Source organism: Stanieria cyanosphaera PCC 7437, from assembly GCF_000317575.1.
Taxonomy (GTDB): Bacteria; Cyanobacteriota; Cyanobacteriia; order Cyanobacteriales; family Xenococcaceae; genus Stanieria; species Stanieria cyanosphaera.
Genome location: NC_019748.1, coordinates 1044189 through 1068877, shown reverse-complemented (window position 1 = coordinate 1068877; position 24689 = coordinate 1044189). Strand labels below are relative to the sequence as shown.

Genomic DNA, 24689 nt, shown 5'->3' with positions numbered 1-24689 from the left:
GAAAAAATATTAAAGGTTATTTTTATGAAATAAATTATTTTAAAAAAAGAAAAAATTTTTAAGAATTTGTTGTTAACGAACGAATTTCTGACGCAAAAGAAGCCGTAGTCGCTCCATTCCCATCACTAGTTTTAATTAAAGAAACGCGACAACGTAAATTTGGTGTGACAAACCAAATTTTTTCTTCTGCTGTTGCTCTTTCATAGTCAGTCATTAAAACAAAAGTTCCATCGTTACTAAACTGATAATGACCAATAGCAGGAATAGTTTCAGCGTATCCTTGTTCTCTTAATAATTTACCTTTGGTTGGTTCTTGAAGATCTGGTATTGGTACTAAAATTGTTGAACCTTTAACTACTTCATTGTCATCCCAATCTGATTCTCCTTCCCAACTCATTTTAAAAGGAACACTAGCTAATTGAGGAGCAATTTTGTACGATTCACAAAGATTAATTACTTGAGGATCATCTAATTCTAAAGGTTCGATATCAATCGTAGAAATTACCTGTTCAAAGTAACTAAAAGCAAGATGGTGTGCGCTTCGTTGCGATCGCCATCGTCCAAAAGAAAGTTCTACAAATCTAGTAATATCCATCATTAAAATAATCAATTATTTTAGGTATTTAATTGAATTTCATGGCAATACCAGCACTGCTGAGCAATTAATCCTCCAATTTTTTGCTTGGCTGCTTTTAATACTTTTTACGATTAAAAACACGCTGATGAAGTACAATTGAACAAGATTAAGTGACTGGTTTAAGAAATTATCATTAGCAATGCTGGCAAGCACAATTTTATTTATTTTTAACTGCCGATTGAACCGATTTTTCGGTTGTCGTTTTAACTGATTTACCAGTTGCAGAAATAGAATCAAAAGTAACCTGGTTAACCTTACCTCCCATTCTGGTAATGCTTTGTATAGAAGAAGACATCTGAGACAGAGGAACTCTGATAACATAGTTACTGTTCTTCATAATATCTTGGCGACAGAGGTTTGTCACTTCGATTGCTACTGTCCGACTGCTATAATCGCTCTGAAAACTGTTTCTGTCAATTGTCATTGCCATAAAAGTATCTCCTAAATATTTAGTAGTAAAAAGGCAAAAATAGGAGTATCCTAACTTGCCTTTAAAAATTATTTCAGTTTGAACTCAAAATTACCTTTATATTTCAGTAATACTGAGGATTTTGCCACCAATGCGTTGAATATTTTTAATTTTTTGATTGAGTTGTTGATAACCGACATCATAAGTCATATTACTAACTCGGTTGAGAGAGCCAATACTCGCCTTAGTTGCTTTAATCCGAAAGCGTTTGTTAGTATTACCTGGAGTACCACCTTTTCCTTTGCTGGGGAAAACGATCGGGGTAGCACGATTAGTAGCTAAATCGGTGATTAATTGAGCTTTTTTGTCGCGATCGCTACTAGCAAAACCACGATAAAGAGCAAAGGTTCGATTAAAACCAACATTTTGTAGGGTTTTTTGATTGCTTTCTGTGCGTGGACAGGGAACGATGTTTTCGCCAAAACTGTTTAGATACTCATCACTATCAATATAAGAATCTATTTCTGCTTCGTAACCATGTTCATTATAAATTTGAACGTGTTGAGAAATTTCAGCTTGATTTAAAGGTGCGCGTCCCAAAAAATGCTTACAGTTTAACTCAATAAAACGATACTGAGAAACTTTCTCAAAAAATAAGGAGCGATATAATTCAGACTGCCCTACCATTCTGACAAAACCACGCACGGTGATATCACCATCACGTAATAAAGATTCAGCACTTACAAGACGCTCGCCTTCTAATAAATGTTGATTTCCCAACACTTGTTTATAAACTGCCCGAATAATTACTTCTAAATCTTCATTACTAAAATTATTCCGCAGTTCAACTGGTTTAACATCGGTAATCCATAGTGACATTTTTGTTTCTCCTGAATTGTAGACAAATTTTCAACAATTAATAACTATTGGTTTGAGTGCGTCTAATTAACTAATTTCTGTAATACTGACAATTAATTTTGCCCCCCGCACGATGAATAAGTTGAATTTGAGGAGTCATACGAACTCCTTGAGCTATATATTCCGTATTACCAATGGAACGAGGACTATCAAATTGCCAGAAGAAGGTGGATTATTTTTGATAGAGAGAACAGGGAAAATAAACATAAGTTCCCTGCTTCTTAGAAAAAATTGGCTATAAATAAGTAAGCTAAATTCACTTTTGTCAGCTTAGACACAAACTTGATTGTTTGCTAGTCCCAATAACTGGTTAATGGACTGTTTCCCCACCAAAAATAATTGCGGTGATTGTCCTTTTTGAGCTTCAAATCTTGTCCAATAACTAACAAAAGTCATGGTGCTGCTATTGACCAATTTTTTAATTAGCAAGATATTTAAAACTAATTAAGTTTTTTTATCTCACTAAATAGGAGTAATGCTGGCAATTTTGCCACCTTGCTGATGAATACGTTGATATTCTTCAGAAAGTTTATCGTAAGGAACTAAATAAACTTTGTTACTGCGACGGAACTTGGAAACTCGATTCACTGCTCCAGGTGAACTATATCCAGTTACTTCGATGCGGTAAACTTTACCATTTGCACCAGCACCAACTCCCTGACGAGTACGCGCACCAAGACCGGTATCTTGGAAAGACCAACCATCGCCAGCAACGCCACCAGAAGGAGGAATTACGGCTAAAGGTGTGCTTTGAATTGCGTACTTGTTGAGAACTGGACTCTTACCAGATAAGCTTCCTTTGAAGTCACTTGAAGAAGCACCCCTTAATAGCGCAAACATATGAGTAAACTCAACCATAGATTGACCAGGTTGAGTTTTATAGCCTCGATAATAAGGAACAACATTTTCTCCGTAGGCATTTTGATATTCATCGCTATCGAGATAAGAATCAATCTCTGCGTTGAAGCCTTGGGTATCTAAAATGGTGCTGTGCTTTCTCATTTCCTCTAAGCCTTCAGGACTGCGACCAAGGAAATGTTTAAAGTTAAGCTCGATAAAACGATAACGAGGACAGGTTTCAAAGAAACGAGAACGATAAAGGTCAGATTTAGCTACTGCGCGAATGAACTCTCTGACACTGAGATTACCAAGTTTAAATTGGGATTCTGGAACAGTAGCTTGTTCACTTTCCATCACATAAGCATTACCTAAAATCTGCCGATAGACGGCTTTGATAATACTTTCTCGTTCTTCTTCTGAAAGACCTGGCATATATTCTAAAGGAGCGGTGTCTTCAAATAAAGCTACACCTAATTCCGATGCTGGTCCAAAAGCCATTAAATAAAGTCTCCTTTCAGGAATAAAATTTTTCTGAATAGGTTTGAGTACAATTAAGCAAGCATTGGAAGAGATAACGGTCTAAAGACGATCGCTCTTCTGCTTAATCTTGTTACAATAATTTACCTTTTCTAGCAAACTTGATTGCTTGATTTGAAGATTAAAGCAAAACGCAATGATGTCAAAAACCTTGAAGATATTTCACTTCACTACGCCTACTTTTTGATCTCAACTGCAAAACTTTTTGCTAGTGATTACATAGAGTCAAAGATTCCTCTTGGAGGAATTAAACTCTGTTTTTTAGTTGCACCTTTAATTTAAGTGCAGTTTCTTAGAGAGAATATTTGTCAAAGAAATTAACAAAAGTAGTTGAGTTGATGGGGTGTACAAGCCTTGCCCATAAAAAGCGAGGTCAGCCCCTTACTTTTTGTAACACCTTGACAAGTTTATTTATACAATGATGTCGAAGTCCATATCATCAAGTTTTGTAAAACTTAACAAGAACTTCATTAAGTTTTGTAAAGATAACGTTTTCGTAATTGATTGACATCATTTAAAACTTAACAAATTTTAAAAAAAATCAGCTTAAAATTCAGATTACTTTCTGTTCAACTCCAAATCCAACTAGTAATACTTTTTCTAAAGGTTTTCCAGCAGGGGGACGTTGATAGTTAAGAATTTTCCGAATCCGTAAATCAGGATTGGTTAGTGTGATCGAATCAACGGAAACTACTTTAGTGTAATTAGTCGTCATCAATAGTTCTTTGGTTTGGCTATTAAACTGAAAGTGAGAAATAATGGGTCTAGCTTCTTCGTAAGCGCGATCGCGTAAATAATCTCCTTCTAACCACAAACCATTTTCAGTTTTTGGCACAAACATCAAATTAAGATTTTGACTTACCTCTTCCCCTTTGTCCGAAATAGTGTAGAAACCTAGATTAAAACCAGGAAAACTATCTAAATCATTAACTTGTTGATACTCATTATCGGCTAAAACTTGTTCTTTTTGAGCCTTTGTCAGAGGTTTGATTTCAAATTCAGTACGCGATCGCTCTATTTCCTGATGACCTAGATAATGATAAGTTCTTTCTGATTGCCAGTTACCTACACAGTGATCAAAAAATTGCTCAAAAACAGATGTATTCATAATTTATAGAGAATGAACTGTTTAACTTACTTTTATTTTTGTATGTTAATTAAGCTTTTTAGCTAGTTAATTAATAATCTTCGTGTTTCTTTAGCTGCTGCCTGCATAGCTTCAGTAGGATTCATTTTATTAGTTAAAGCTGCACTGAGATAGCGTTGTAAAATATCAGAAGCTTGAGCGTATTGAGCAATAGGAGGACGCAGAGCAGAACTTTCCACCACTTTTAACAATTCAGGATAATGGGGATATTTAGCAACAATTTTAGGGTCATTAAATAAAGATCTACGACTAGGAACATAACCCGTAGCTAAAACAAATTCACGTTGAGAATCCTCACTAGCAAAAAACTTAATTACTTCCAACGCTGCATCTGGATGTTGAGTATTTGCAGCAATACCTAGTCCCCATCCTCCTTGACAAGCACCACTAGGATAACCTGGTGCATGAACCATTGGTTTAATAGCAAATTTACCTTGAATGGGAGAATCTTCTGCTGAAGCTAAACCAACCACATAAGGCCAGTTACGTAAAAAGATTGCTTTTCCTTCTTGGAATAAACGACGAGTTTCCTCTTCTGCGTAGGTAGTCACTCCCGCAGGAGAAATATTTTTCGCTACAGTACTACGTAAAAATTCTACTCCTCGAATTGCTTCTGGTTGGTCTAATCCTACTTCAAGAGTATCTGGTTCAATCCAAAAACCGCCAAAACCTTGTAAAATTTCGACAAACATGGCGGATAAACCCTCGTATTGTTTTCCTTGCCACAAATAACCCCATTGACTTACTCCTTTTTCTTGTAAATCTTGGGAAATTGCCATTAATTCTTCAAAGGTTCTGGGTGGTTGATAGTTATTGGCACTCAATAAGTCTTGGCGGTAATAAAGCATTCCTGCATCGGAACGAAAGGGCATTCGATATAATTGCCCTTGAAACGTACCACCGTTGACATCGCCTGCTAAAAATTCTTTTAATTCTGTAGTAGTAAGTCGGTCTGATAAAGGTAATAACCAACCAGCAGCAGCAAATTTGGGTACCCAAACAATATCCATATAAACTAAATCATAAGGAGATTGTCCTAATAAAAACGAAGATGTATATAAATCTTCTACCTGATTAGTAGCATTTGGACCTTCAATAATTTGTAGTTTAATTTGAGGATGAGTTTGATTAAATTCTGTAACTAAAGGTTGCCATTGTGCTGCTTCTAAAGCCTGAATTAAAACTGTAACTGTGGTTGCTTGTTGTGTTAAAGCAGGTAAAATAATTAAACTTAAAACAAGAACTGAGCAACCAAGAATCAAGAAGTAGCTAAGAAATTTTAGTGTTTTTTTTATTTTAAAATCACTATTTTTAAACAAGGTATTTTTTTGACTTAGTTTGTTATTTTAAGGGTGTTTCCTAATAAATTTACCTTATCAACTTTTGGAGTTTTCTTAATCTATTCAATTGACGGCTAGTCACAAAAATTTACAACTTTTGTAATTAAATATTACATTTATTAACAATTCAAGCAAAAAAAAATTTGGCTTGGTGAAGTCCAAATTACACTTAGAAGCTAGGCAACTCAAAATATTGATCAAACCTAGCTACTTATTTAACCAACGAAATAATCGAAATTGATTAGAAAGGATTATCCAGGTCGTTTGCTAATCCTTGTTCAAATTCTGTGATTAAAATACCATCTAAATCAAGCTCAATTCCAAACTGATTCAAAACTTCTAAGCTATTTTCAATTGGTTTGATTTGAGTAGCTATTGCAGTGTTCATAATTAATTCTCCTTAGTTTGTGTTTGAGATAATCAGTGAATTAGTACTAAAAATAGTTTGTTCTTAGTTTTCAAATTTTGATAAGAGCAGGTAAAGACTAGCTTTTCTTGAATGGTTGCACGATCTGATCAAGTTCCTCATCCGAGATATAACCTTCAGGTGGTGGACTAAAACACATTAATGCTGTTTCGTAACAAGCTCTCGCTATACGCGTCCGCTCCGAGGGAGTAAGTTGAGATATAAGTGATACATTTTCATCTACATGATCTGCATCAGCACCAACAGAACTATGTACGCACAGACATCGAGTAGCATTAACCTTTGGTGGTAGTAATGCTTCTACATTTTGGATGTAATCTTTTCCAATGCCTAAAGATAGGCGTTCCATTGTATAGGTGTACCCTACACAATCGATGGGATCGTCATCTTGCACACTACGAGTAAAGTAATCAATCAAAGCTACCGCAGCAGGAGGAACAAGAGCCTTTACCACTGCTTCGGCATCGTATCCCAAAGACTGGATGTCGAGTAAAGCAAGTCTGTCGTGACCTTTTTCTTCTTGAGCTTTTTCTAAAGCCCATTTTTTTAAAAGACTACGACCATTGCCAGCAAAACCAATAGCAGCATCTTTCAAAAGTCTGGGAGTAGGGGCAGTTAAATGATAAGCACCTGCTAATCGCCATACCCAGCGTGTACAAGTTAGCGCAGGAGGTCTAACGTTAGACTGTATAGCGTATTTGGCAGCAGCGATCGCTGTATCCAATAATTTCCTAGTTGTAGCAATGCTACCCGCACCTTCCATCGGTTGGGCAAAACGATCTTCTATAGAATGAGGTTGATACAACCAAGCACGGTCGACCGTTGCTACTACTACTTTGCCTGGAGCAATCTGCGCCCATTCAATCTTAGTCTGATCGGATTGAATTAAGCGATCGCTACCTGGAATAGTAAAGGTAAGCTTTTCTGCTTGTTTTTTCGCAGAACTTATGTTATCCTGATTAACCATAAGAATCACAAAACAATTCATTAAATATTTGCGGTCAAAAGCATTTTTTTTGCCGAAATAATTGCTATAGAACCGCAATTTATTTTTTTTAGCACAAAATAGATTTATAGCAAGCTAATTTAGGTGTTGCTTCAAAACAAGATTTTGAAAATCTTTAGCCTCATTGAATATTTTGAACAAAGCTATGAAGGAAAAAAAATACCTAGTAGTTGCTAATCAATTTGTGCCTTCTTCTGCAATTATTAGATATTTGTTTAGAAATCAACATCCGAAAGCTTACTGAAAATTATTGATATTTAAAAATTCTGAACAAAAATTATCATTTCGTTCTCGGCATGAATGCTTCAAAGTCCGAGAAAATTAACGTGTTTATTTGATAATTGATATTAGTTTATTTGGTAGTTAATTAAGTATTTTAATTCTTTCTAATTATTCTAGTTAAAGCAACTAAAATTACTAAGAATAGGTCGACTTTTTCTGAAAAACCCCCTATTTCCTTATTTGTCACTCCGCTCTTTTACAAGAATCAGAAAAGGGGGAAAAAGAATTAAATTTTAGCCAATCAATTGTCTGGCACGCTTGACAAAATTATCGGCGGTTAAACCATTAAACGCCATAATTTGACCAGCACTAGCAGTAGTTTCGCCACGCTTCCAAGCAAATACATCTCGCCTAGAATTACTACGCAACATAATGGTTTCTAACATGGCACTTGTACCACCAGTAATTCCAATTAAGGCATCACCACTAAATAGGTTGTCAAACTCTGCATCAGTTAAGAAACCGCCGTCTTTTTCGCTACAAGTTTCCCAAGCAACATCGGAAGAACGGTATAAACGACGAGGATTAATTACAGAAACAATTTTACAACCAATTCCTTGAGATTTGAGTTGTTCTGCTGCTTCAAAAACGGGAATTAAGGTCATATCACCGATGACAGCAAAAGTCACCGTTTTATCTCCAGATATCTCTTGCAATACTACTGCACCTTTTTCTAATCCTTCGTGAGTTTGAGCAAAAGTAGTCCGAATTGGGAGAGGAGATTTACTAGCAGTAATAGTAATACCTTTATTTCTAGTACTCAATGCCCATTCGTAACAAACCTGGATACTATTGGCATCACAAGGAAAGAGAGGAAAAACATTACCATTGCGCATCATGGCAGCGAAGTAGTTTTCAATTTCGGGACGTTGGTGAGTCCAACCGTTGCGTCCTTGTTCTAATGCCCCTGCGGTAAACAAGGTAATAGTAGAAGGTGTAGTACGACGTAATTCTGCCATGGCTTGGGTGACAGTTTGCCAAATAGGTAAACCATTGATGGCAAAAGATTCATAAGAACACCAAAGAGTACGCGCCCCAAACAAAGCTAACCCAACTGCTAAACCAGCACAAGCATCTTCACTAAGAGGTTCGTAAACTTGTCCTTGGGGTTGCTGAAAGTAAAGATCATCGGTGGTAGGATGAATAATTTTGAGAGCAACATTAATATTATTGATGCCTGATGCTGCATTTCCATCAGCATTTGTCACGACAAAATTAGGGTCTTGTTTACCAACATAACCTACGATCGCACCCATTGCTGTCGTAGCAACTTTTTTATCTCCTTCGACAGGATATTCTTCTAAGGGTAAGTTGCCTAAGTCTGGTAAAGGTAATTCTTTTTCTGTAACTACTGTATCTACTGCTGCACCACCATTAGAACGAAGATAATTAGTTCTAACTAGTTGCCAAGCTTCAGGAGTTAATGCCCTCTCTTGTAATGCGTTAACAATATAATCTTTTTCTACACTATCTCCTGGATATAAATTATGGGATTGTGCGCCTCGTTTATGTACACCTGCACCTTTTAATTGCTTAATAATTAAAACGGTTAGTTTTCCACTCAATGCAGATTTAGCAGCTTGATCCGTTGCTTCTAAGATTGCTTGAGTAAATGCCATTCTACTGTCAAAAGAGAACTTGGTGCTATCTACATATTCTCCTGGTTGATTGCTATCATCATAATCTTTAGCATTAACTAAAATTACTTCTGCAAAACCATTACCATGCCAATAAGCAATCATCTCTTCATTGGTTTTGGTAGACACCATACTGTGGTGTTCTTGAGAATAACCATTCCAAACTAGAATCGGTAAGAAATTGGTAACTTCAGGATAGGCAGTATTAAAATGACCAAAACTACTCATGATATAGGGTTCGCCCAAACCCCCATCGCCAATGGTAACAGGGAATAGCACACCAGGATGAAGTTTTGCCCCTGCCATCGCAAAGTGTTGTCCTTGTCCTAAAGGTCCTGCGGGATTTAATAGTCCTGGAATTTGTCCTGATAAGTGTCCTAAAAGTCCGTGCATTTCTCGAAAGCGATCGCGTAAATCCTGCACGGTATTAATACTTATTGCTTCTAAGGAAGTATCTAAAAAGACATTACTATAAAACCCTGGGGCGTGATGTCCTACTTCAGTAATAATGTTTTTGTAGCCTAGCATCACTAAAGCAGCAATAGTATCGGCAATACTTGCAAACCCGCCTGGATGTCCTGATTCTTTACTAGCAGTAATTTGTAGAGTTAGATAACGTAGCGCATCGGCTGCTAACATGGTTTGATAAACCGCTGCTTTGTCTTGAGTAGAGGCGATCGCAATTTCTCCCTCTTTGATAGCTGGTTCTTGCCCGTATTCAGCAAAACCCGACAATTTTTCTTGAAAATACTGAATACCTTGACAAAATGCTGGAATGTTGGTGGCAACGGTCATAAAAATTTATACCTCGTTTACATCACTGCAAGTATTAAGTAAATCTTACAGTTTTGTGAGGTAAGACTGCGATTGTGTATTGTTATAGGTTCTATTGAGGATTACTTATTCAATTAAATTAAATCACTACTTTTTCAAGTTACCTTCCTTTGCCTAAAATCATCACACGCAAGGTTTTAAAAGCAATTTTGAGGTCTAAAAGCAAGGAATAATTTTTAATATAGTATAGGTCGTAAGCAACTTTTTGATAAGCGTCTTCTACTGAAGAACCGTAAGGATAACAAACTTGCGCCCATCCTGTAATTCCTGGTTTAACTAAATAACGAACATCATAGTAAGGAATTTCTTCTCTTAACTGTAAATCAAATTCTGGTCTTTCTGGACGCGGGCCTACTAAACTCATATCTCCTTTAAGAACATTCCAAATTTGTGGTAGTTCATCAATTCTGCTAAGACGGAGAAAAAAACCTACTCTCGTGATTCTAGGATCTCTTTTTTTTGCCCATTGAATTCCTTGTTTTTCCGCATTTTGACACATCGAACGAAACTTATAAACTTTAAACTTTTTACCGTTTAATCCTGTTCGGACTTGGGAATAAAGAATGGCACCAGGACTATCTAGTTTAATGGCAATTGCTACGAGTACAAATAGTGGGAAGGTTAGGATTAACAACAATCCTGCTGCTACTTTATCAATTACTTTTTTAAGTTTAATATTAATGCGATTATGTAAAATACTAAAGCCTGAAGTGAAAGCAAACCAATCATCTTGAATATAGGAAGGTGGAATTTTTTGCCAATATTGTTCGCAAAAATTTGCCAAGCTGTAAACATATACACCTTTTAATCGCATCTCCATTAACTCTCTAATCATTTCATTAGAAAGATTATCTACTGTATCGTCGATTAAAACTCCTGACCAAGATTGCTTACTCCAAGTACTAAAATTATCAAAATTATCAATAATTAAATTTTGCTCTGTTTCAAGTTTTTGGTTAATTTCTAAATTATTTTTTGTTAAAAAAACAAAATCAGTTTTGGCATGAAAACTTTGATATTCTAAACCAAAACGTAAAGCTTGTTCGCCACTACCTAAAACTAAAAAACGACTTTTTGCTTCAGTAATTTTTACCCATTTTCCTGTTAATAATCTCCAGGCGATCGCCCAAATTGTAAAAAAACCAACGCTAATGAATAAAATACCTCTTCCAACAATTGGTTCACTTCCCCATAAGCCAGTAAGATAAATACAGGAAGTAATGACAGTAACTGTAGCCAATATTCCAAATAAAACTCTTTCTGAAGTCCACAGACCAGAAAGTTTAATTTCTAGTCGATAGGTATCTGCTAAATAAAGCCCTAGTAAATAAACTAAAATTAATCCATATAAAATTGGCGATCGCCAATCGATAATTTCTTCTAAGCGCAACAAAAAAGCTAAATTAAAACAGAACAGTAAGCCGATGATATCGCTAGTAAAAAGCAACCAAGCAATAGTAGAACGAGAAGCAGGACTATTCATTAGATATTGAGATCGAGATACTGACTGCGGAAAGCAATGAACATAGGAACTGTCGTTTAATGACAGTGTACCGTCCATTCACAATAGTTGCTTAAACTCAGGAATTGAATTTGTTTGACTAATCGCAGTAAACTCCGCAGCTTGTAGGCGGAACTTGTACGCCTCGTCCGTTAAACGGCGGTATACCGATGACTCCTGAATCATGTATAATTTTACATTTTCTTGGTAAATTTGCTGAAAAACAAGAAACTACCATTAAGATAAAATAAATGAAGGCTTTAGGAAAGTTTAATTTAATCTGGTTATGTTTCCTTAGTGCTGCTTTGATGAGTAGTTGTAGCCGAGCTTTATTGACTACCCCTGAAATTTTGACAGGAGGAATTAATAGTAACTCTGCTGAAGAACACCCTACTTATAGTAGTGATGGTCGCTATCTCGCTTTTGCTTCAGACCGTAATAGCAATCGAGACATTTTTTTGTATGATTTACAACAGCGTCAATTGGTTTCATTGCCCAACCTCAATCGTCGAAATTCTTCTCAAGACCAACCTTCCCTCAGTGCTGACGGACAATATTTAGCTTATGTTTCCAATGAACGGGGTAAAACTGATATTTTTGTTTATAATCGTCAAACTCAAACCACAGAATTATTAAGTGCTAATGTTCGCGGTTCGGTTAGTCATCCAACTATTAGCGGTGATGGCAGTAAAGTAGCTTTTCAAACTAGTCAATCTGGTCAATGGCAAATTGTAATTGTTAATCGTAATTAAGATGAATCCGAAATAAATCTTGTTGTCTAAATATTTTAAGTATTTTGTATTTCCTTTACTTGTTAAAAATTTTATCATATTAATTTTCATCAGCAGCAAAGATGATTGATGTCACTAAAGTTTTTTGTAATTCTCTTACCAATTTTTGCGCTTGTGGTTGATAAAGAAATAAAGGTAAAATTTGAGGTAAATTATTCATAGTTTGTCGTGCTAAAACAAGACTACAACCAGTAATTCTAGAAATCAAATTTGCTCCTTCAAAAATCGCATCGGGAGTTAATGCTTGAATAATTTTAATTTGCCAACATTTACTTGTCAGATCAATTTGACCTTGTTCGATCCGACGTAATCCTTCAATTGTTGCTAAAATGATCAGGCGATCGCCAGTGACCAATTTTAATTCTTCTGAGGGTAAAAACATCGAAGAATGAACAGGTTTTTGATAAAAAATTGGGATAACATCATAACCATAGGCAAGTTCTCCTAACAATAAACCATTGAGAGTATCGTTAATTTCAATTTGATATTCTGTTACTAAAATTGTCTGTTGATTGAGACGGAAAACACTCAAAATATTTTCACCAAAAGCAGCACCTGCAAATACTTCCGCAGCAACCGTATTGACTCCAATTGCTTGAATGTTTGGTAATAATTTAGTTAAATGTTGACCAGAACGATTGCCTGAAGTACGGATCACTAGATGAAGCAAAGGATTAATTGTTCGTATCATTAAAGCAACTTCTAAATTAAGTACTTCATCATCGGTGACAATCACCACACTTTTAGCTTGAGTTAAATTAGCTTGTGATAAAGTTTCTTGAATATTGCCATAGAGGATCGGAATTGAATATTGTGATTGAATCTGAGGTTTAAAAATAATGCCAATTACAGTTTGTTGAAATTGTTGTAATAAATTAATTACTTGTTGTCCTACTCTACCTAATCCGATAATGACGACATGATTGTTTTGAGGCAGAGGAAAACGCGGTTTAGCAAATTCAAAACGAGAAGATAATAATGCTTCTGTCAATACAGCATAAAGAACACCGACAAATACTGTTCCTGCTATGGTTAAACCCAGACTAAACAGTTTAATTGACCAAGGAATCTCAGTATTATCAGTTATTTCACCGAATAAATCACCATAACCACCTAATAGTAAGGTCGCAGTGGCAAAAAAAGCTGAACCAAAATTAATTTTGGGGTAATACCAATGAAATACGCTTGTTCCAATTAACAATAATAAAAATACTACGGCACTATAAGCAAAAGCAACTTTTCTAATCGATAAACTTAGAACAAAACTGATAATTTGTTGGAATAATTGCTGGGGATGAAATAACTGCAAATTACCAGTAAATTGCTTTTTTTTGGCAACTTTACCTAAGAAATGAGGAGAAAATTTTTCAACAACTTCTAAATAAATTAAAGTGTCGCCATAATCAAGCATTGCATCAGGTAACCAATGTAAAGAAGATGATTGTGTCAGTAAGGAATTAGGACGGTAATGAATAACTTTTCTTTGATTACTATTTAACTCGTAGAGATGTCTTTGATAACACCAGCGATCGCTTTCGGTAATCTGACGCTGACATACTCTAATTCTATAACCATCTAGATCGATAAAACCTAAAATGTTACTACCTAAAGCAGCTAAAGTAAAGGCAGAAGCGGGTAATTCTGTGGGTTCAAAAGCAATAAAATTACCGAGTTGCTGACTTAAAAGATAATTAAGATTGGTTTGACTGGAACGAACTACTAAACGGGTATAAGGATTTAATTGTCTAATAGCTAAAGCAGTTTCAAGATTGACTTGTTCGTTACTAGTAACAATTAACGCTGCACGACATTGTTTAACTTGGGCTTGTTCTAAAATATTGTTCTGACGACAATCACCAATAATTAGATTATTTATTAAATCTGGAATCTTCGTAATTTCCCAGTGAATAACTTCTTTTTGCTCAATAGCAGCGATTTTAACGCCAAATTCAGCTAAGGCTACTACACAATGTTGTCCTAAGTTTCCTAAGCCACAAATTAAAAACCAATCCAAGTTCACGTAAGTAAATTGTTAATTATTCACTAAAATATAGCTCTCAAATGTTACTCAAATATGGATTGAAAGGATTGAGTAAGTAAGTCAATGCCTGTAATGGCAGTACCTACAACTACAGCATCTGCACCTAATTCTAAGGCTTGTTTTGCCATTGTTGGTGAAGCAATTCCTCCTTCACAAATCACAGGTACAGTTAGTTTTTCTACCATTTCTGCTAGTAAATCATAACCAGGGGGAATAAGGTGTTTAGTTGCTTGGGTGTAACCATAAAGAGTTGTTCCTACTACATTTGCCCCTGCTGCTACAGCACTTTGGGCATTTTCAAAACTATCTACATCTGCCATGACTAATTTTCCTAGTTCGGCGTGAATGCGTTCAATAATTTCTGTAACGGTTTCTCCTCCCGGACGTTCTCTTGTGGTAGCATCTATCGCAATAATATCTGCACCAGCTTGAGCGATCGCGTAAGCATCTTGATAACGAGGTGTAATATAAACTTCGCTACCTAAATTCTGTTGTTTCCATAAACCAATAATCGGAATTGCTGGTAATTGTTTTCTCACAGCTTGAACATGACTAGGAGTATCGATTCTAACTCCTGCAGCACCTTGATTAACACAAGCAGTTGCGATCGCAGCAATAAGCTCGGGATGATGAAGAGGTGAATTGACTGGTGCTTGACAAGAAACAATTAATTTTGATTTTAACTGATTTAATAATTGATTCATTTAATTAAAGCATCAATTTTTTGTAGTAGTTCACTGGGAGACATTGCTAAGGATAAATAATCATCTATCCCTTGTGCAGAAAAATGTTGTTTTTGTTCGTTTAATTGAGAATATAACGAAACCAATTTTAAAGAACAGCCTCCGTTTATTTCAGGTAAATTATCTTTTAATTGTTTAATTTCTTCCCGAGAAAAACTTTGCTCAATAATTAATAAATTAGGATTTAAAACTGCAATTTGTTCAATAGCTGTTTCAACATTAATTAACCAAACAATTTGGTAACCAGCAGCAGTAATTAATTGACACAGTAAAGTAGCATTTTCTTCTTGTTGAGCGATCAAAATAATAGTTTTTGTTTCAACAATTTCGCGCTCACCGCTATATAATACATTTTCATGTACGGGTAATTTTTCTGAAGTTTGATTAGGCAAATAAACAGTAAAAATAGAACCTTCCCCTAAAACAGATTCTACTGAAATATTACCACCGTGCAATTCTACTAATTGTTTGGTTAAAGCTAAACCTAATCCTACGCCTCCATGAGTACGTTGCAGAAAACTTTCTAGTTGCTGAAACTTTTCAAATAACAAAGGTAATTGTTGTTGAGAAATTCCAATACCATTATCTTCAACTTCAAAAATAGTTTTTTGTTGTTCTTTCCAAATTCTAAGCGTAACTTTTCCGCCTGCAGGGGTAAATTTAATTCCGTTACTCAATAAATTTAACAGAATCTCGCTTAATCTTTCTCGGTCTGCATAAAATAAATCTTCTTCTAACTTTACTTTAAATTCTAAACTTAAACTAATTTGTTTATTTTGAGCATCTTCTTGAACAAATTGTAAAACGTTTTTAGCTAATTCCTGTAAAGAAAACCGACTGATATTTAATAAATATTTTCCAGCTTCTAGTTCCGAAACTTCTAAAATATTATTAATTAATGATAAAAGTTGTTTTCCACTATCTTGAATGGTTTTAAGATATTGTTGTTGTTTTTCTACAGGGAGAGGAATTTTTCCATTAGCTAATGACCAGTGCAATAAAGTACCAGACAAGCCAATAATGCACGTTAGAGGTGTTCGTAATTCATGACTAATACTACCAATAAATTCATGTTTAGATTGACTAGCCACTTGGGCAGCAAGTAATGCGTCTTGTAGCTGTTTAGCTTTGGTATTAACTTGTTCTTCTAATAGTTGTTTTTGTGCTTGTAATTGTTGATAAGATTGATTTTGATAAATTGCAATAGCTAAATATTCAGCAATTTGTTTCAGAAACCTGCTCTCTCTACTTTGCCATTGTCTTGAATTTAAACATTGATGAGCAATTAAAAATCCCCAAAGTTGATCTTGAACGTTAATCGGTGTAACTAATTTAGCTTTAACATTTAATCTTCTCATCAATTCTTGTAGACAAGGATTAAATTTTGTCTCGGTTCGTGTATCATTAACAACTAAACTAAATCCATTGCGATATTTATGTTTAAATTGGATAGCCTCTTGAAAACAAATTTCATCTTGAAAATATAAAATCGAATTAATATCCTCAGAAGCTTTAGCTTCATAAGTAACAGTATCGATTAATTTAGTGTTACGATCATTAGACTCAATTGAATCAATTGGCACATCTAATTGATAAATAACTAAACGATCTAAGCACAATAAACTACAAACCTGCTCGATTGTCATCTGTATAATCTCTGGCAAATCTGTATGTTGACTGATTTGGATTTTTACTTGATTGAGAATTCGTTCTTGTTCTACTTGATCGTGAATAATTTGTTCAACAGGAAGATTGTTAAAAAAACTGGGATATTCTTCATAATTTGGATTTGCAGTTAAGATGTTGATAACTTGACAAGTAAATTCATTCATGGGTTTGCAAAAATTATTTAATTTTAAGAGTACGCGCTCTTGTAAATGTTTAAAACAATCGGGAGTAACTTGATATTGTTCGGTTAACCTATTAAAATAATCAGCGATTGCTTTTGGCTCGAAAGTAATATTGATTTGATAAGAGTCGGTAATTCTGTCCAATCTTCCTAATAATAATGCGTTTAATTGTGGCGTTATTAACAAACAAAATTTTTCTAGTTTGTTATCTATTTTCGGATTGATTTTGTTGGTAATTATGAAAGACAAAAACATCTCTTCGGTGAAAAAAGTTGCTTCTTCGCCTGCCATTTTAGCTGTTTTTTCCCAGAGAGAATAAAGTTGCTCAAAACTTGTACTGGATATCTTTCTCTTGATGATAAAAGGTTGAAAAATAGACATAATCGCAGTTAGGCAGCAAACAACTCTACGCTGTCTATTCTTAGCATCTCTTATTTTGTAGCCCTTAATCTAAACTGTAATTATTTCTCAAGATTAGCCGATTAATTATGCACAGATTAAATGCAACTCCTGGAGGTTGGAATCCTAATACAGAAGGGGTAATTATTATTGACCAAACTCCTGCACCAATTGTTTTTCTAACCTCTGCTGATACAGATATTCAAACTTTAGCTAAATCTTTGACTTATTTTCCCAGTAATTTCCCTGAAATAAGAGTAAATAATCTTTTAAACTTACAGCAACAATTAAGTATAGACACCTACGTAGAAACAGTATTATCTCAAGCTAGAATTGTTATTCTACGTTTATTAGGTGGACGTACTTATTGGTCTTATGGTTTAGAAGCAGTAAAAGAAATTACAGAAGCTACTGATGCTGCTTTATGGGTACTTCCAGGGGACGATCGCCCTGATCCTGATTTAGTTAGTCATTCGACAATTCCTTTAGCTGTGGTTAATCAATTATGGCGTTATTTCACCGAAGGTGGCATTGAAAATTATTTTAATGCTTTTTGTTTTATTAGCGATATTTGTTTAAATACTAACTATCAACCTCCTCAACCTCAAGTAATTCCTCGACTTGGATTGTATCCTTACCTAACTCAATCAAAACATAATTATCAAGTAGGAATACTTTTTTATCGTTCTCATTATTTGGCTGGAAATACTTTAGTAATTGACGCTCTTTGTCAAGCTTTAATCGCAAGAAATTTAGAACCCGTACCGATTTTTATTTCTTCTTTGAGAGAAGCAGAAGTCCAAGCAGAATTATTAAATATTTTTCAAAAACAACCAATGCAAATTTTGCTTAATACTACTAGTTTTGCTTTGGCGCAAATTAATGATGAATCTCAAATTCAATTTTGGCAACAATTAAATATGCCAATTTTACAAGTAATTTTAAGCGGAAGCACTAAACAACAATGGGAAACAAGTTGGCAAGGTTTAACACCTAGAGATGTAGCAATGAATGTTGCTTTGCCAGAAGTAGATGGGCGCATTATTACTACAGCTATTTCTTTTAAATCGGTTAAAAATTGGCAAGAAAAATTAGAAACAGATGTGGTGATTTACCAACCTGACTGCGATCGCGTTAATTTTGTGGCAGATTTAACTGCTAATTGGGTAAAGTTAAAACAAACTTCTGTTTCGGAAAGAAAAATAGCTTTAATCTTGGCTAATTATCCTAACAAAGATGGCAGAATTGCTAACGGAGTGGGGTTAGATACTCCTGCTAGTTGTATTGAAATTTTAAAAGCTTGTGCTAAAGCAGGTTATTGGGTTGAAGATTTGCCTGCTTCTGGAGATGAATTAATTAAACGTCTAACTACAGGTATTACTAACGATTTAGAAAGTCGAGACATTCGTACTGTTTATCAATCTTTATCAATCGAAGAATACCAACAGTATTTTCAAACCTTACCAGAAAAAGTTCAACAGGAAATTGTTGCCCGATGGGATAATGTAGAAGCGATTCATGAATTGCCCCTACAAAACGATCAATTACCAATTCCTGGCATTCAATTAGGTAATATATTTGTAGGTATACAACCATCAAGAGGATACGACCGCGATCCGAGTTTAAATTATCATGCCCCAGATTTAGAACCGACTCACGAATATCTGGCTTATTATTATTGGTTGAGAGAGAAGTTTCGGGTACAAGCGATCGTTCATGTTGGTAAACACGGTAATTTGGAATGGTTACCAGGCAAAAGTTTAGCTTTATCTTCCACTTGTTATCCTGAAGTCGTCTTACAAACTATTCCTAATCTCTATCCTTTTATTGTTAATGATCCAGGAGAAGGTTCTCAAGCAAAAAGAAGATCTCACGCAGTAATCATCGATCATCTTACACCACCTCTAACCCGTGCGGAATTGTATGATGGACTTGCTAAACTGGAAACTCTGATTGATGAATATTACGAAGCACAAACTTTAGATCCTGCCAGACTACCAACTATTAGCGATCGCATTTCTCAATTAATTCAACAAGAAAACTTGGATCGAGATTTGGGAATTAAAGATGTAGATACTCAAAGCATCTCTCAATTCCTTACTATTGCCGATGGTTATCTTTGCGAACTCAAAGAAGCCCAAATTCGGGATGGTTTACACATTTTTGGGCAATGTCCTCAAGGAAGACAATTAAGAGACTTAATTCTAGCGATTGCTCGTTTTCCTAACCTTAATCGTCTTGGTTTAACTAGTGCGATCGCTCTTGATTTGGGTTTGGATTTTGAGCCACTGAATTGGAGAGAGGAAGAAGAGAAGAGGAGGTGGGAAGATATTAAAGATAAATTTGCTGCTATCAGAGAAATATTACCCAATATTCAATTCAAATCACCGCAGAATCTTCCAGATGTTGTCGAAATTTTAGAATTAATCGCTGCGGAATTAGTAGAAGAGTTAATTGGGCAAAGTCTATCTAAGGATAGATGCATAGATGCACAAATTGATAATGAATGTTCATCACAATCAATGTCCACAGATACACACAGATTAACACAGATTAATTATCAGCGTTTATCAGCGTTCATCAGTGGCTCTTTTCCCCATACTCATCGACAATTACAATGGATCGAAACGCAACTTCTTCCTTCACTTCAGCAAACTAAACAAGAAATAACTAATCTCCTCAATGCCTTAAATGGCAAATATATTCCTAGTGGCGCATCTGGCGCACCTACCAGAGGTAGACCAGAAGTACTACCCACTGGCAGAAACTTTTATTCAGTAGATATTCGTGCTATTCCTACAGAAACTGCCTGGACAGTAGGAAGTAAAGCAGCAGAAGCCGTAATTGAACGTTATACCCAGGAAAATGGTGAATATCCTAAATCCTTAGCTGTTTCAATCTGGGGAACTTCTACCATGCGGACAGGTGGTGATGATGTCGCCCAAGTAATGGCACTCATGGGAGTGCGTCCAATTTGGGATAACTTTTCCCGTCGGGTAGTAGATTTTGAAATACTTTCTCCTGGAGTATTAGGAAGACCGAGGGTTGATGTGACGGTGAGAGTATCAGGCTTTTTTCGCGACTCTTTTCCCAATATACTCAACTTACTTAATAATATCACAAAAGCGATCGCGTCTCTAGAAGAATCTCCAGAAATTAATCCTTTATCTGCTCAAGTCAAAACAGAAACGAAGTTTTGGCAACAACAAGGATTAGATCAACAATCAGCTTCCACCAGAGCGAGTTATAGAATTTTTGGTTCTAAACCAGGTGCTTATGGTGCAGGTTTACAAGGTTTAATTGAGTCACAAAATTGGCAAAGCGATGAAGATTTAGCTCGTGCTTATATTAATTGGAGTAGTTACGCTTACGATGCTCAAGGCAATGGACATTCTGCACCAGAATCCTTTAATAATAGATTAAAACAATTACAAATAGTCCTTCACAATCAAGACAACCGCGAACACGATTTATTAGACTCCGATGATTATTATCAATTCCAAGGAGGTTTAACCGCAGCAGTTCGTTCTGTCACAGGCAAAAATCCCACCGTTTATTTTGGGGACAATTCTCTGCCGAATAACCCCAAAGTCAAACAATTATCAGAAGAAATTGCTAAAGTTTATCGTTCCCGTGTCATTAATCCGAAATGGATTGCAGGAGTCATGCGTCATGGTTATAAAGGTGCTTTTGAAATGGCTGCTACAGTAGATTATTTATTTGCTTATGATGCGACAACTAAATGCGTTTCCGATTATATGTATGAAGGAATAGCTCAAGCTTACATTTTAGATCAACAAGTACAACAGTTTATTCAGGATAAAAACCCTTGGGCATTAAGAGATTTGGCAGAAAGATTATTAGAAGCTAATCAAAGGGGAATGTGGCAAGAAGTTAAGCAAGAAATGTTAGAAGAGTTGAAAAATATTGTGAATCATACTGAGGGAATAATTGAAAACCTCAGCTAAGTTTATATATTTTCAATTTTTAGCTTGCCAAAACTTTGAAAACTAAAATTAAAACTCGTATTTTTTTAGTAGTAAATACTCAAAGCTATGGGTTAGACTAAAATAATCATTAATATTATTTAATTTGCTAACCTACTTGCGAAATGTCCGTTTTAGCACCAGAAAAATAAGATGGGGATATTAAATTACCTCAATCTACTATCTTAAGAACTTAAACATCAAAGCGATCGCGACTTTGCCATGAATTTAATTATAACTAGCGATCGTATTATTTAGTAGGTAGGCAGAATTATTTATATAGCGGTTCTCAGATTAATGAGATACAGTTCATTTTCCAGGTAGAGCGTTGATAGTGGATTGATAATTAGTAATTAGTAATTAGTAATTAGTAATTAGTAACTGGTAATGGTGTACCTCACCAAGAGCGAGAAAGGCTATATATTTACCCTACTTCATCATTTGAGAAATATTTCAACAAAACGCATCATTATCGAGGCTATACCGTATTGAAATAAATATCATATGTTTTAAACGTTAAAATTTATATTATGAATAAACAAACAATAAAAAAATTCTTATTGAAGTTGATGATGCCAAAATTATGGCAATTATTACTTAAAACTAGTGTAGTGATGATAATTTTGAGTGCTAGCCATCCAGTCTTAGCTGCTGAAGAAGTTATTTTTACTCACGGTATTCTTTCTCAATCAGTTTCGATTGAGGAACTAGAACAATTTGCCTTAACTGGAGAAATGTCTCCATCAGTTCAATTTTTGTTTGATTATAGTAAGCAAAATCCTGAAGTTGTTCGTTCTGTGTTGACTCAACCCTTGCCTACCAATCAAATCTTGATGGCAAATTTGTTTAACACCGCACCAGGAGAATTAGTTTTAGGAGAAACTAGCCAATTATTTCATACTAAATCACATCGGTCTAGTAAAGAAGCTTTAAGAGCTACGTTAATTGCCTCTGCTCAAGATGACAATCAAATCTCATTATTAGAATTGTTGCAAAACTATCCAACTACACAAGTTTATATAGACAGTAAATCTTTAGGAAATACAGTAAGAACTGTGAACAACTTGGTTAATACTGTAGAAAACAATTTTGAGCTACCCTTAACTGTTTTGGAAGATTGGATCAAAGGTTTGTAAACTATCTCAAGTTAGATTCTGGGTTAAAAAAATCTTACTATTTTTAGCTAGATTAAGCTGAAAAATCAGTATGAAAAGGTTATAGTTTATTATGGTTTATTTGTCTTTGACAAAACTTAGCTATTGATTAATCATTACTAAGTAATAACCACAAGAAAATATTTCGATCATAGAGGTTTAGCTTGCAATTTTTTGATTTAATTAATCAAGCTTTTCCTTGGGCATCATCAATCAAATTTGGCTAACCATTCATGCTGACTTATCCTGACAAACAAGTTAATATCCAAAAAATTTCGCCAGAAGAACTAAAAAAACAAGAAAGGATGCGTGATGTACTTCTTTTGCTCGAACAATTAGTAGAACGAGAAGAAGTAACTTTAAAATTAATTATTGATTGTCTTTATGATGTCGGCTCGCTTAATTTAGTTAATAAAAAATTTCATAATCAACCGTTAAATAGATTTATGAAAGCTATTGCCAATATGTCAAAACCAATTCTTAGAATTGTTGCTTTACGTTGGGTTAAAAAAAATTTACCAGTATTAGTTACTAATTGGTTAGAAAATCAAGTTTCTTTTAAGTAGTCGTGTAGATAATTTACATAGTTGAGAAAAACTGGGGTAAATAGGAAATAAGCAACAAAGCATAATCAATTTTGCTTAGGTACTTAAATAAAAATTTTAGATAAAATCCGTTGCATTAGTATAGCAGTACAAAGAAAGATTAGGACATTATTGTAAATCGTAGGGGCGATTGGCGCTCTCGCCCTGACAAGATTTGCGTGTCCTAACCTAAATACGTAGTGTTATAGTAATAAAAAATCTCCATATCTCTCCTTCTCCGTGTCCCCTTGTCAACTTGATTAATAACTATTTAAGTGGATTTAAGATTATTCCCAATAATCCAAAAAAGAACCTTGGTTAATGCCAGTAAGACGACGATATTTGAGTACAGCTTCTGCTTCACTAAGACTTGCCACAATATCTACCGCCATACGTAGTTTTTCTTGCTCAATATCTTCTAAGTCGTTGGTTTTCTCATGTAAATCTAAATATTCTTTAACAAATCTGGCAGGAATAAAACTTAAATCTTTGCGCTCAATAGCTTCAAGATAAATTTCAAATAAGGTTTTAATAATTTTTTTTTGTCCATATCTTTGAGTAGCTAAACGCGGGTTAGAAATAACATAAGACCAAACAATTCGTTGTAAAAACTTTAACTCTTCTTCTTTGGCACAATCGTATTTTAAATAACCGCGATCGCTATATTCAAGACTTAGTTCAACTGATTGAAGATAACCTTGAATTAATTGTGAACTAATTCGTTTTATTTGAGCTTTTTGTTCAAAAGAACCTGGTCGATATTGTCCTCTCAAATTATAAGTAGCATTGAGAAAATTTTGAAACCGAGCAGGATTTTCTTGTACTGCTTTAGCACATTGATTATCAGGTAATTCTCGCAACCATTCTTCAACAAATCTAGCTAATTCATCTTTTTCTGTCGCTAACAATTCTAAAGGAATTAATCCAGCTAAATAAAAGTCTTCTAAATCATGAACACTATAAGTGATATCATCAGCAAAATCCATAATGCTAGCTTCAATGGTTTGCTGTTGTTCTTCTGTCGGTCTAACAAAGTTAAAAGCTGCTCGGTCTTGATGATAAACTGAATATTTACGCCATTGTTTCGATTGTTGGTTAGTCGAACGTAGCCAAGGATATTTTAATACCGCATTTAAAGTTGCTCTGGTTAAATTAAGACCATAATAATCAGTACGATGAATTGCCAACCTTGTCAAAATCCGAAACGATTGAGCATTTCCTTCAAAACCATCAATTAAACCACACTTAGTCGCACAATCATCTAATTCTTCTTCAGCAGTGTGACCAAAAGGCGGATGACCAAGATCATGTGCCAAAGCTGCTGCTTCAACCACATCAGGATTGACTGCTCCTAATTCTTCAGCAATCAATGGTTGTTCATCAATTAATTTTTCCGATAATCTTCTGGCTACTTGTGCTACTTTGAGTGAATGAGTAAGACGGTTGTGAAAAACGTGTCCTTCTTGAGCAGTAACTACCTGAGTAACTTGAGCTAAACGACGAAAAGCAGAAGAATAAATAATGCGGTCGCGATCGATTTGAAAAGATTGTCTTTGATCTCCTGGTTTGTCACTTCTATGCTTAAAAGGATGATACTGTCTTTCTTCCCGTCTCAACATATAAGTA

19 protein-coding genes are annotated in these 24689 nt (G+C 35.0%); 4 read left to right on the top strand and 15 right to left on the bottom strand.

Annotation, left to right across the window (positions count from 1 at the left end; genetic code table 11):
• Positions 1–58 precede the first annotated feature (58 nt).
• From STA7437_RS04625 to STA7437_RS04590, 11 genes are all read right to left on the bottom strand, one after another.
• Positions 59–595, bottom strand: a complete 537-nt coding sequence (locus STA7437_RS04625) for a phycobiliprotein lyase (protein WP_041619156.1) — start codon at positions 593–595, stop codon at positions 59–61.
• 199 nt (positions 596–794) lie between these two features.
• On the bottom strand, positions 795–1067 hold the full coding sequence (locus STA7437_RS25380; RefSeq protein WP_015192214.1) for a phycobilisome linker polypeptide: 273 nt from the start codon (positions 1065–1067) through the stop codon (positions 795–797).
• Positions 1068–1163: 96 nt separating this feature from the next.
• Positions 1164–1925 (bottom strand): phycobilisome rod-core linker polypeptide, encoded by a 762-nt coding sequence (locus STA7437_RS04620; protein WP_015192213.1) that lies wholly within the window; start codon positions 1923–1925, stop codon positions 1164–1166.
• Between the two features lie 309 nt (positions 1926–2234).
• Positions 2235–2360, bottom strand: coding sequence for a hypothetical protein (locus tag STA7437_RS27350; protein WP_015192212.1), 126 nt, complete (start codon positions 2358–2360; stop codon positions 2235–2237).
• Positions 2361–2426: 66 nt separating this feature from the next.
• The gene (locus STA7437_RS04615) at positions 2427–3302 is read right to left on the bottom strand and encodes a phycobilisome linker polypeptide (protein WP_015192211.1); all 876 of its coding nucleotides are present in this window, start codon (positions 3300–3302) and stop codon (positions 2427–2429) included.
• Between the two features lie 592 nt (positions 3303–3894).
• Positions 3895–4449 carry a phycobiliprotein lyase gene (locus STA7437_RS04610; protein WP_015192210.1) on the bottom strand — a complete coding sequence of 185 codons (555 nt, stop codon included), beginning with the start codon at positions 4447–4449 and terminating at the stop codon, positions 3895–3897.
• Between the two features lie 62 nt (positions 4450–4511).
• Positions 4512–5750 (bottom strand): ABC transporter substrate-binding protein, encoded by a 1239-nt coding sequence (locus STA7437_RS04605; RefSeq protein ID WP_015192209.1) that lies wholly within the window; start codon positions 5748–5750, stop codon positions 4512–4514.
• A gap of 319 nt (positions 5751–6069) precedes the next feature.
• A complete protein-coding gene (locus tag STA7437_RS26470; protein ID WP_015192208.1) occupies positions 6070–6216 on the bottom strand; it encodes a hypothetical protein in 147 nt (48 codons plus the stop codon).
• A 97-nt stretch (positions 6217–6313) separates the two neighbouring features.
• Positions 6314–7222, bottom strand: a complete 909-nt coding sequence (locus STA7437_RS04600) for a hypothetical protein (RefSeq protein WP_015192207.1) — start codon at positions 7220–7222, stop codon at positions 6314–6316.
• 554 nt (positions 7223–7776) lie between these two features.
• Positions 7777–9975: a phosphoketolase family protein gene (locus STA7437_RS04595; protein ID WP_015192206.1), complete on the bottom strand. Its 2199-nt coding sequence runs from the start codon at positions 9973–9975 to the stop codon at positions 7777–7779.
• Between the two features lie 139 nt (positions 9976–10114).
• Positions 10115–11497: a sugar transferase gene (locus tag STA7437_RS04590; RefSeq protein WP_015192205.1), complete on the bottom strand. Its 1383-nt coding sequence runs from the start codon at positions 11495–11497 to the stop codon at positions 10115–10117.
• Positions 11498–11766: 269 nt separating this feature from the next.
• Between STA7437_RS04590 and STA7437_RS04585 the strand changes: the two genes are divergently transcribed.
• Positions 11767–12267, top strand: coding sequence for a TolB family protein (locus STA7437_RS04585; protein ID WP_015192204.1), 501 nt, complete (start codon positions 11767–11769; stop codon positions 12265–12267).
• A gap of 79 nt (positions 12268–12346) precedes the next feature.
• Here STA7437_RS04585 and STA7437_RS04580 read toward each other — a convergent pair whose 3' ends face one another.
• From STA7437_RS04580 to STA7437_RS04570, 3 genes are read right to left on the bottom strand one after another with little or no spacing between them, the layout of a single operon-like run.
• Complete coding sequence (locus STA7437_RS04580; RefSeq protein ID WP_015192203.1) at positions 12347–14326, bottom strand: potassium channel family protein; 1980 nt, start codon at positions 14324–14326, stop codon at positions 12347–12349.
• A gap of 44 nt (positions 14327–14370) precedes the next feature.
• The gene (locus tag STA7437_RS04575; RefSeq protein ID WP_015192202.1) at positions 14371–15051 is read right to left on the bottom strand and encodes an N-acetylmannosamine-6-phosphate 2-epimerase; all 681 of its coding nucleotides are present in this window, start codon (positions 15049–15051) and stop codon (positions 14371–14373) included.
• Complete coding sequence (locus STA7437_RS04570) at positions 15048–17321, bottom strand: sensor histidine kinase (RefSeq protein ID WP_015192201.1); 2274 nt, start codon at positions 17319–17321, stop codon at positions 15048–15050. Before STA7437_RS04570 ends, STA7437_RS04575 begins: the two co-directional genes overlap by 4 nt.
• Before the next feature lie 107 nt (positions 17322–17428).
• Between STA7437_RS04570 and cobN the strand changes: the two genes are divergently transcribed.
• The 3 genes from cobN (at position 17429) to STA7437_RS04555 (ending at position 23045) form a co-directional block, all read left to right on the top strand.
• The gene (gene cobN, locus STA7437_RS04565) at positions 17429–21307 is read left to right on the top strand and encodes a cobaltochelatase subunit CobN (protein ID WP_015192200.1); all 3879 of its coding nucleotides are present in this window, start codon (positions 17429–17431) and stop codon (positions 21305–21307) included.
• A gap of 548 nt (positions 21308–21855) precedes the next feature.
• Entirely contained in the window at positions 21856–22461 is a 606-nt protein-coding gene (locus tag STA7437_RS04560; protein WP_083856846.1) for an alpha/beta hydrolase, read from the top strand.
• 251 nt (positions 22462–22712) lie between these two features.
• Positions 22713–23045 carry a hypothetical protein gene (locus STA7437_RS04555; RefSeq protein WP_015192198.1) on the top strand — a complete coding sequence of 111 codons (333 nt, stop codon included), beginning with the start codon at positions 22713–22715 and terminating at the stop codon, positions 23043–23045.
• Between the two features lie 305 nt (positions 23046–23350).
• Here STA7437_RS04555 and STA7437_RS04550 read toward each other — a convergent pair whose 3' ends face one another.
• Positions 23351–24682, bottom strand: a complete 1332-nt coding sequence (locus STA7437_RS04550) for a deoxyguanosinetriphosphate triphosphohydrolase family protein (protein ID WP_015192197.1) — start codon at positions 24680–24682, stop codon at positions 23351–23353.
• Positions 24683–24689 lie beyond the last annotated feature (7 nt).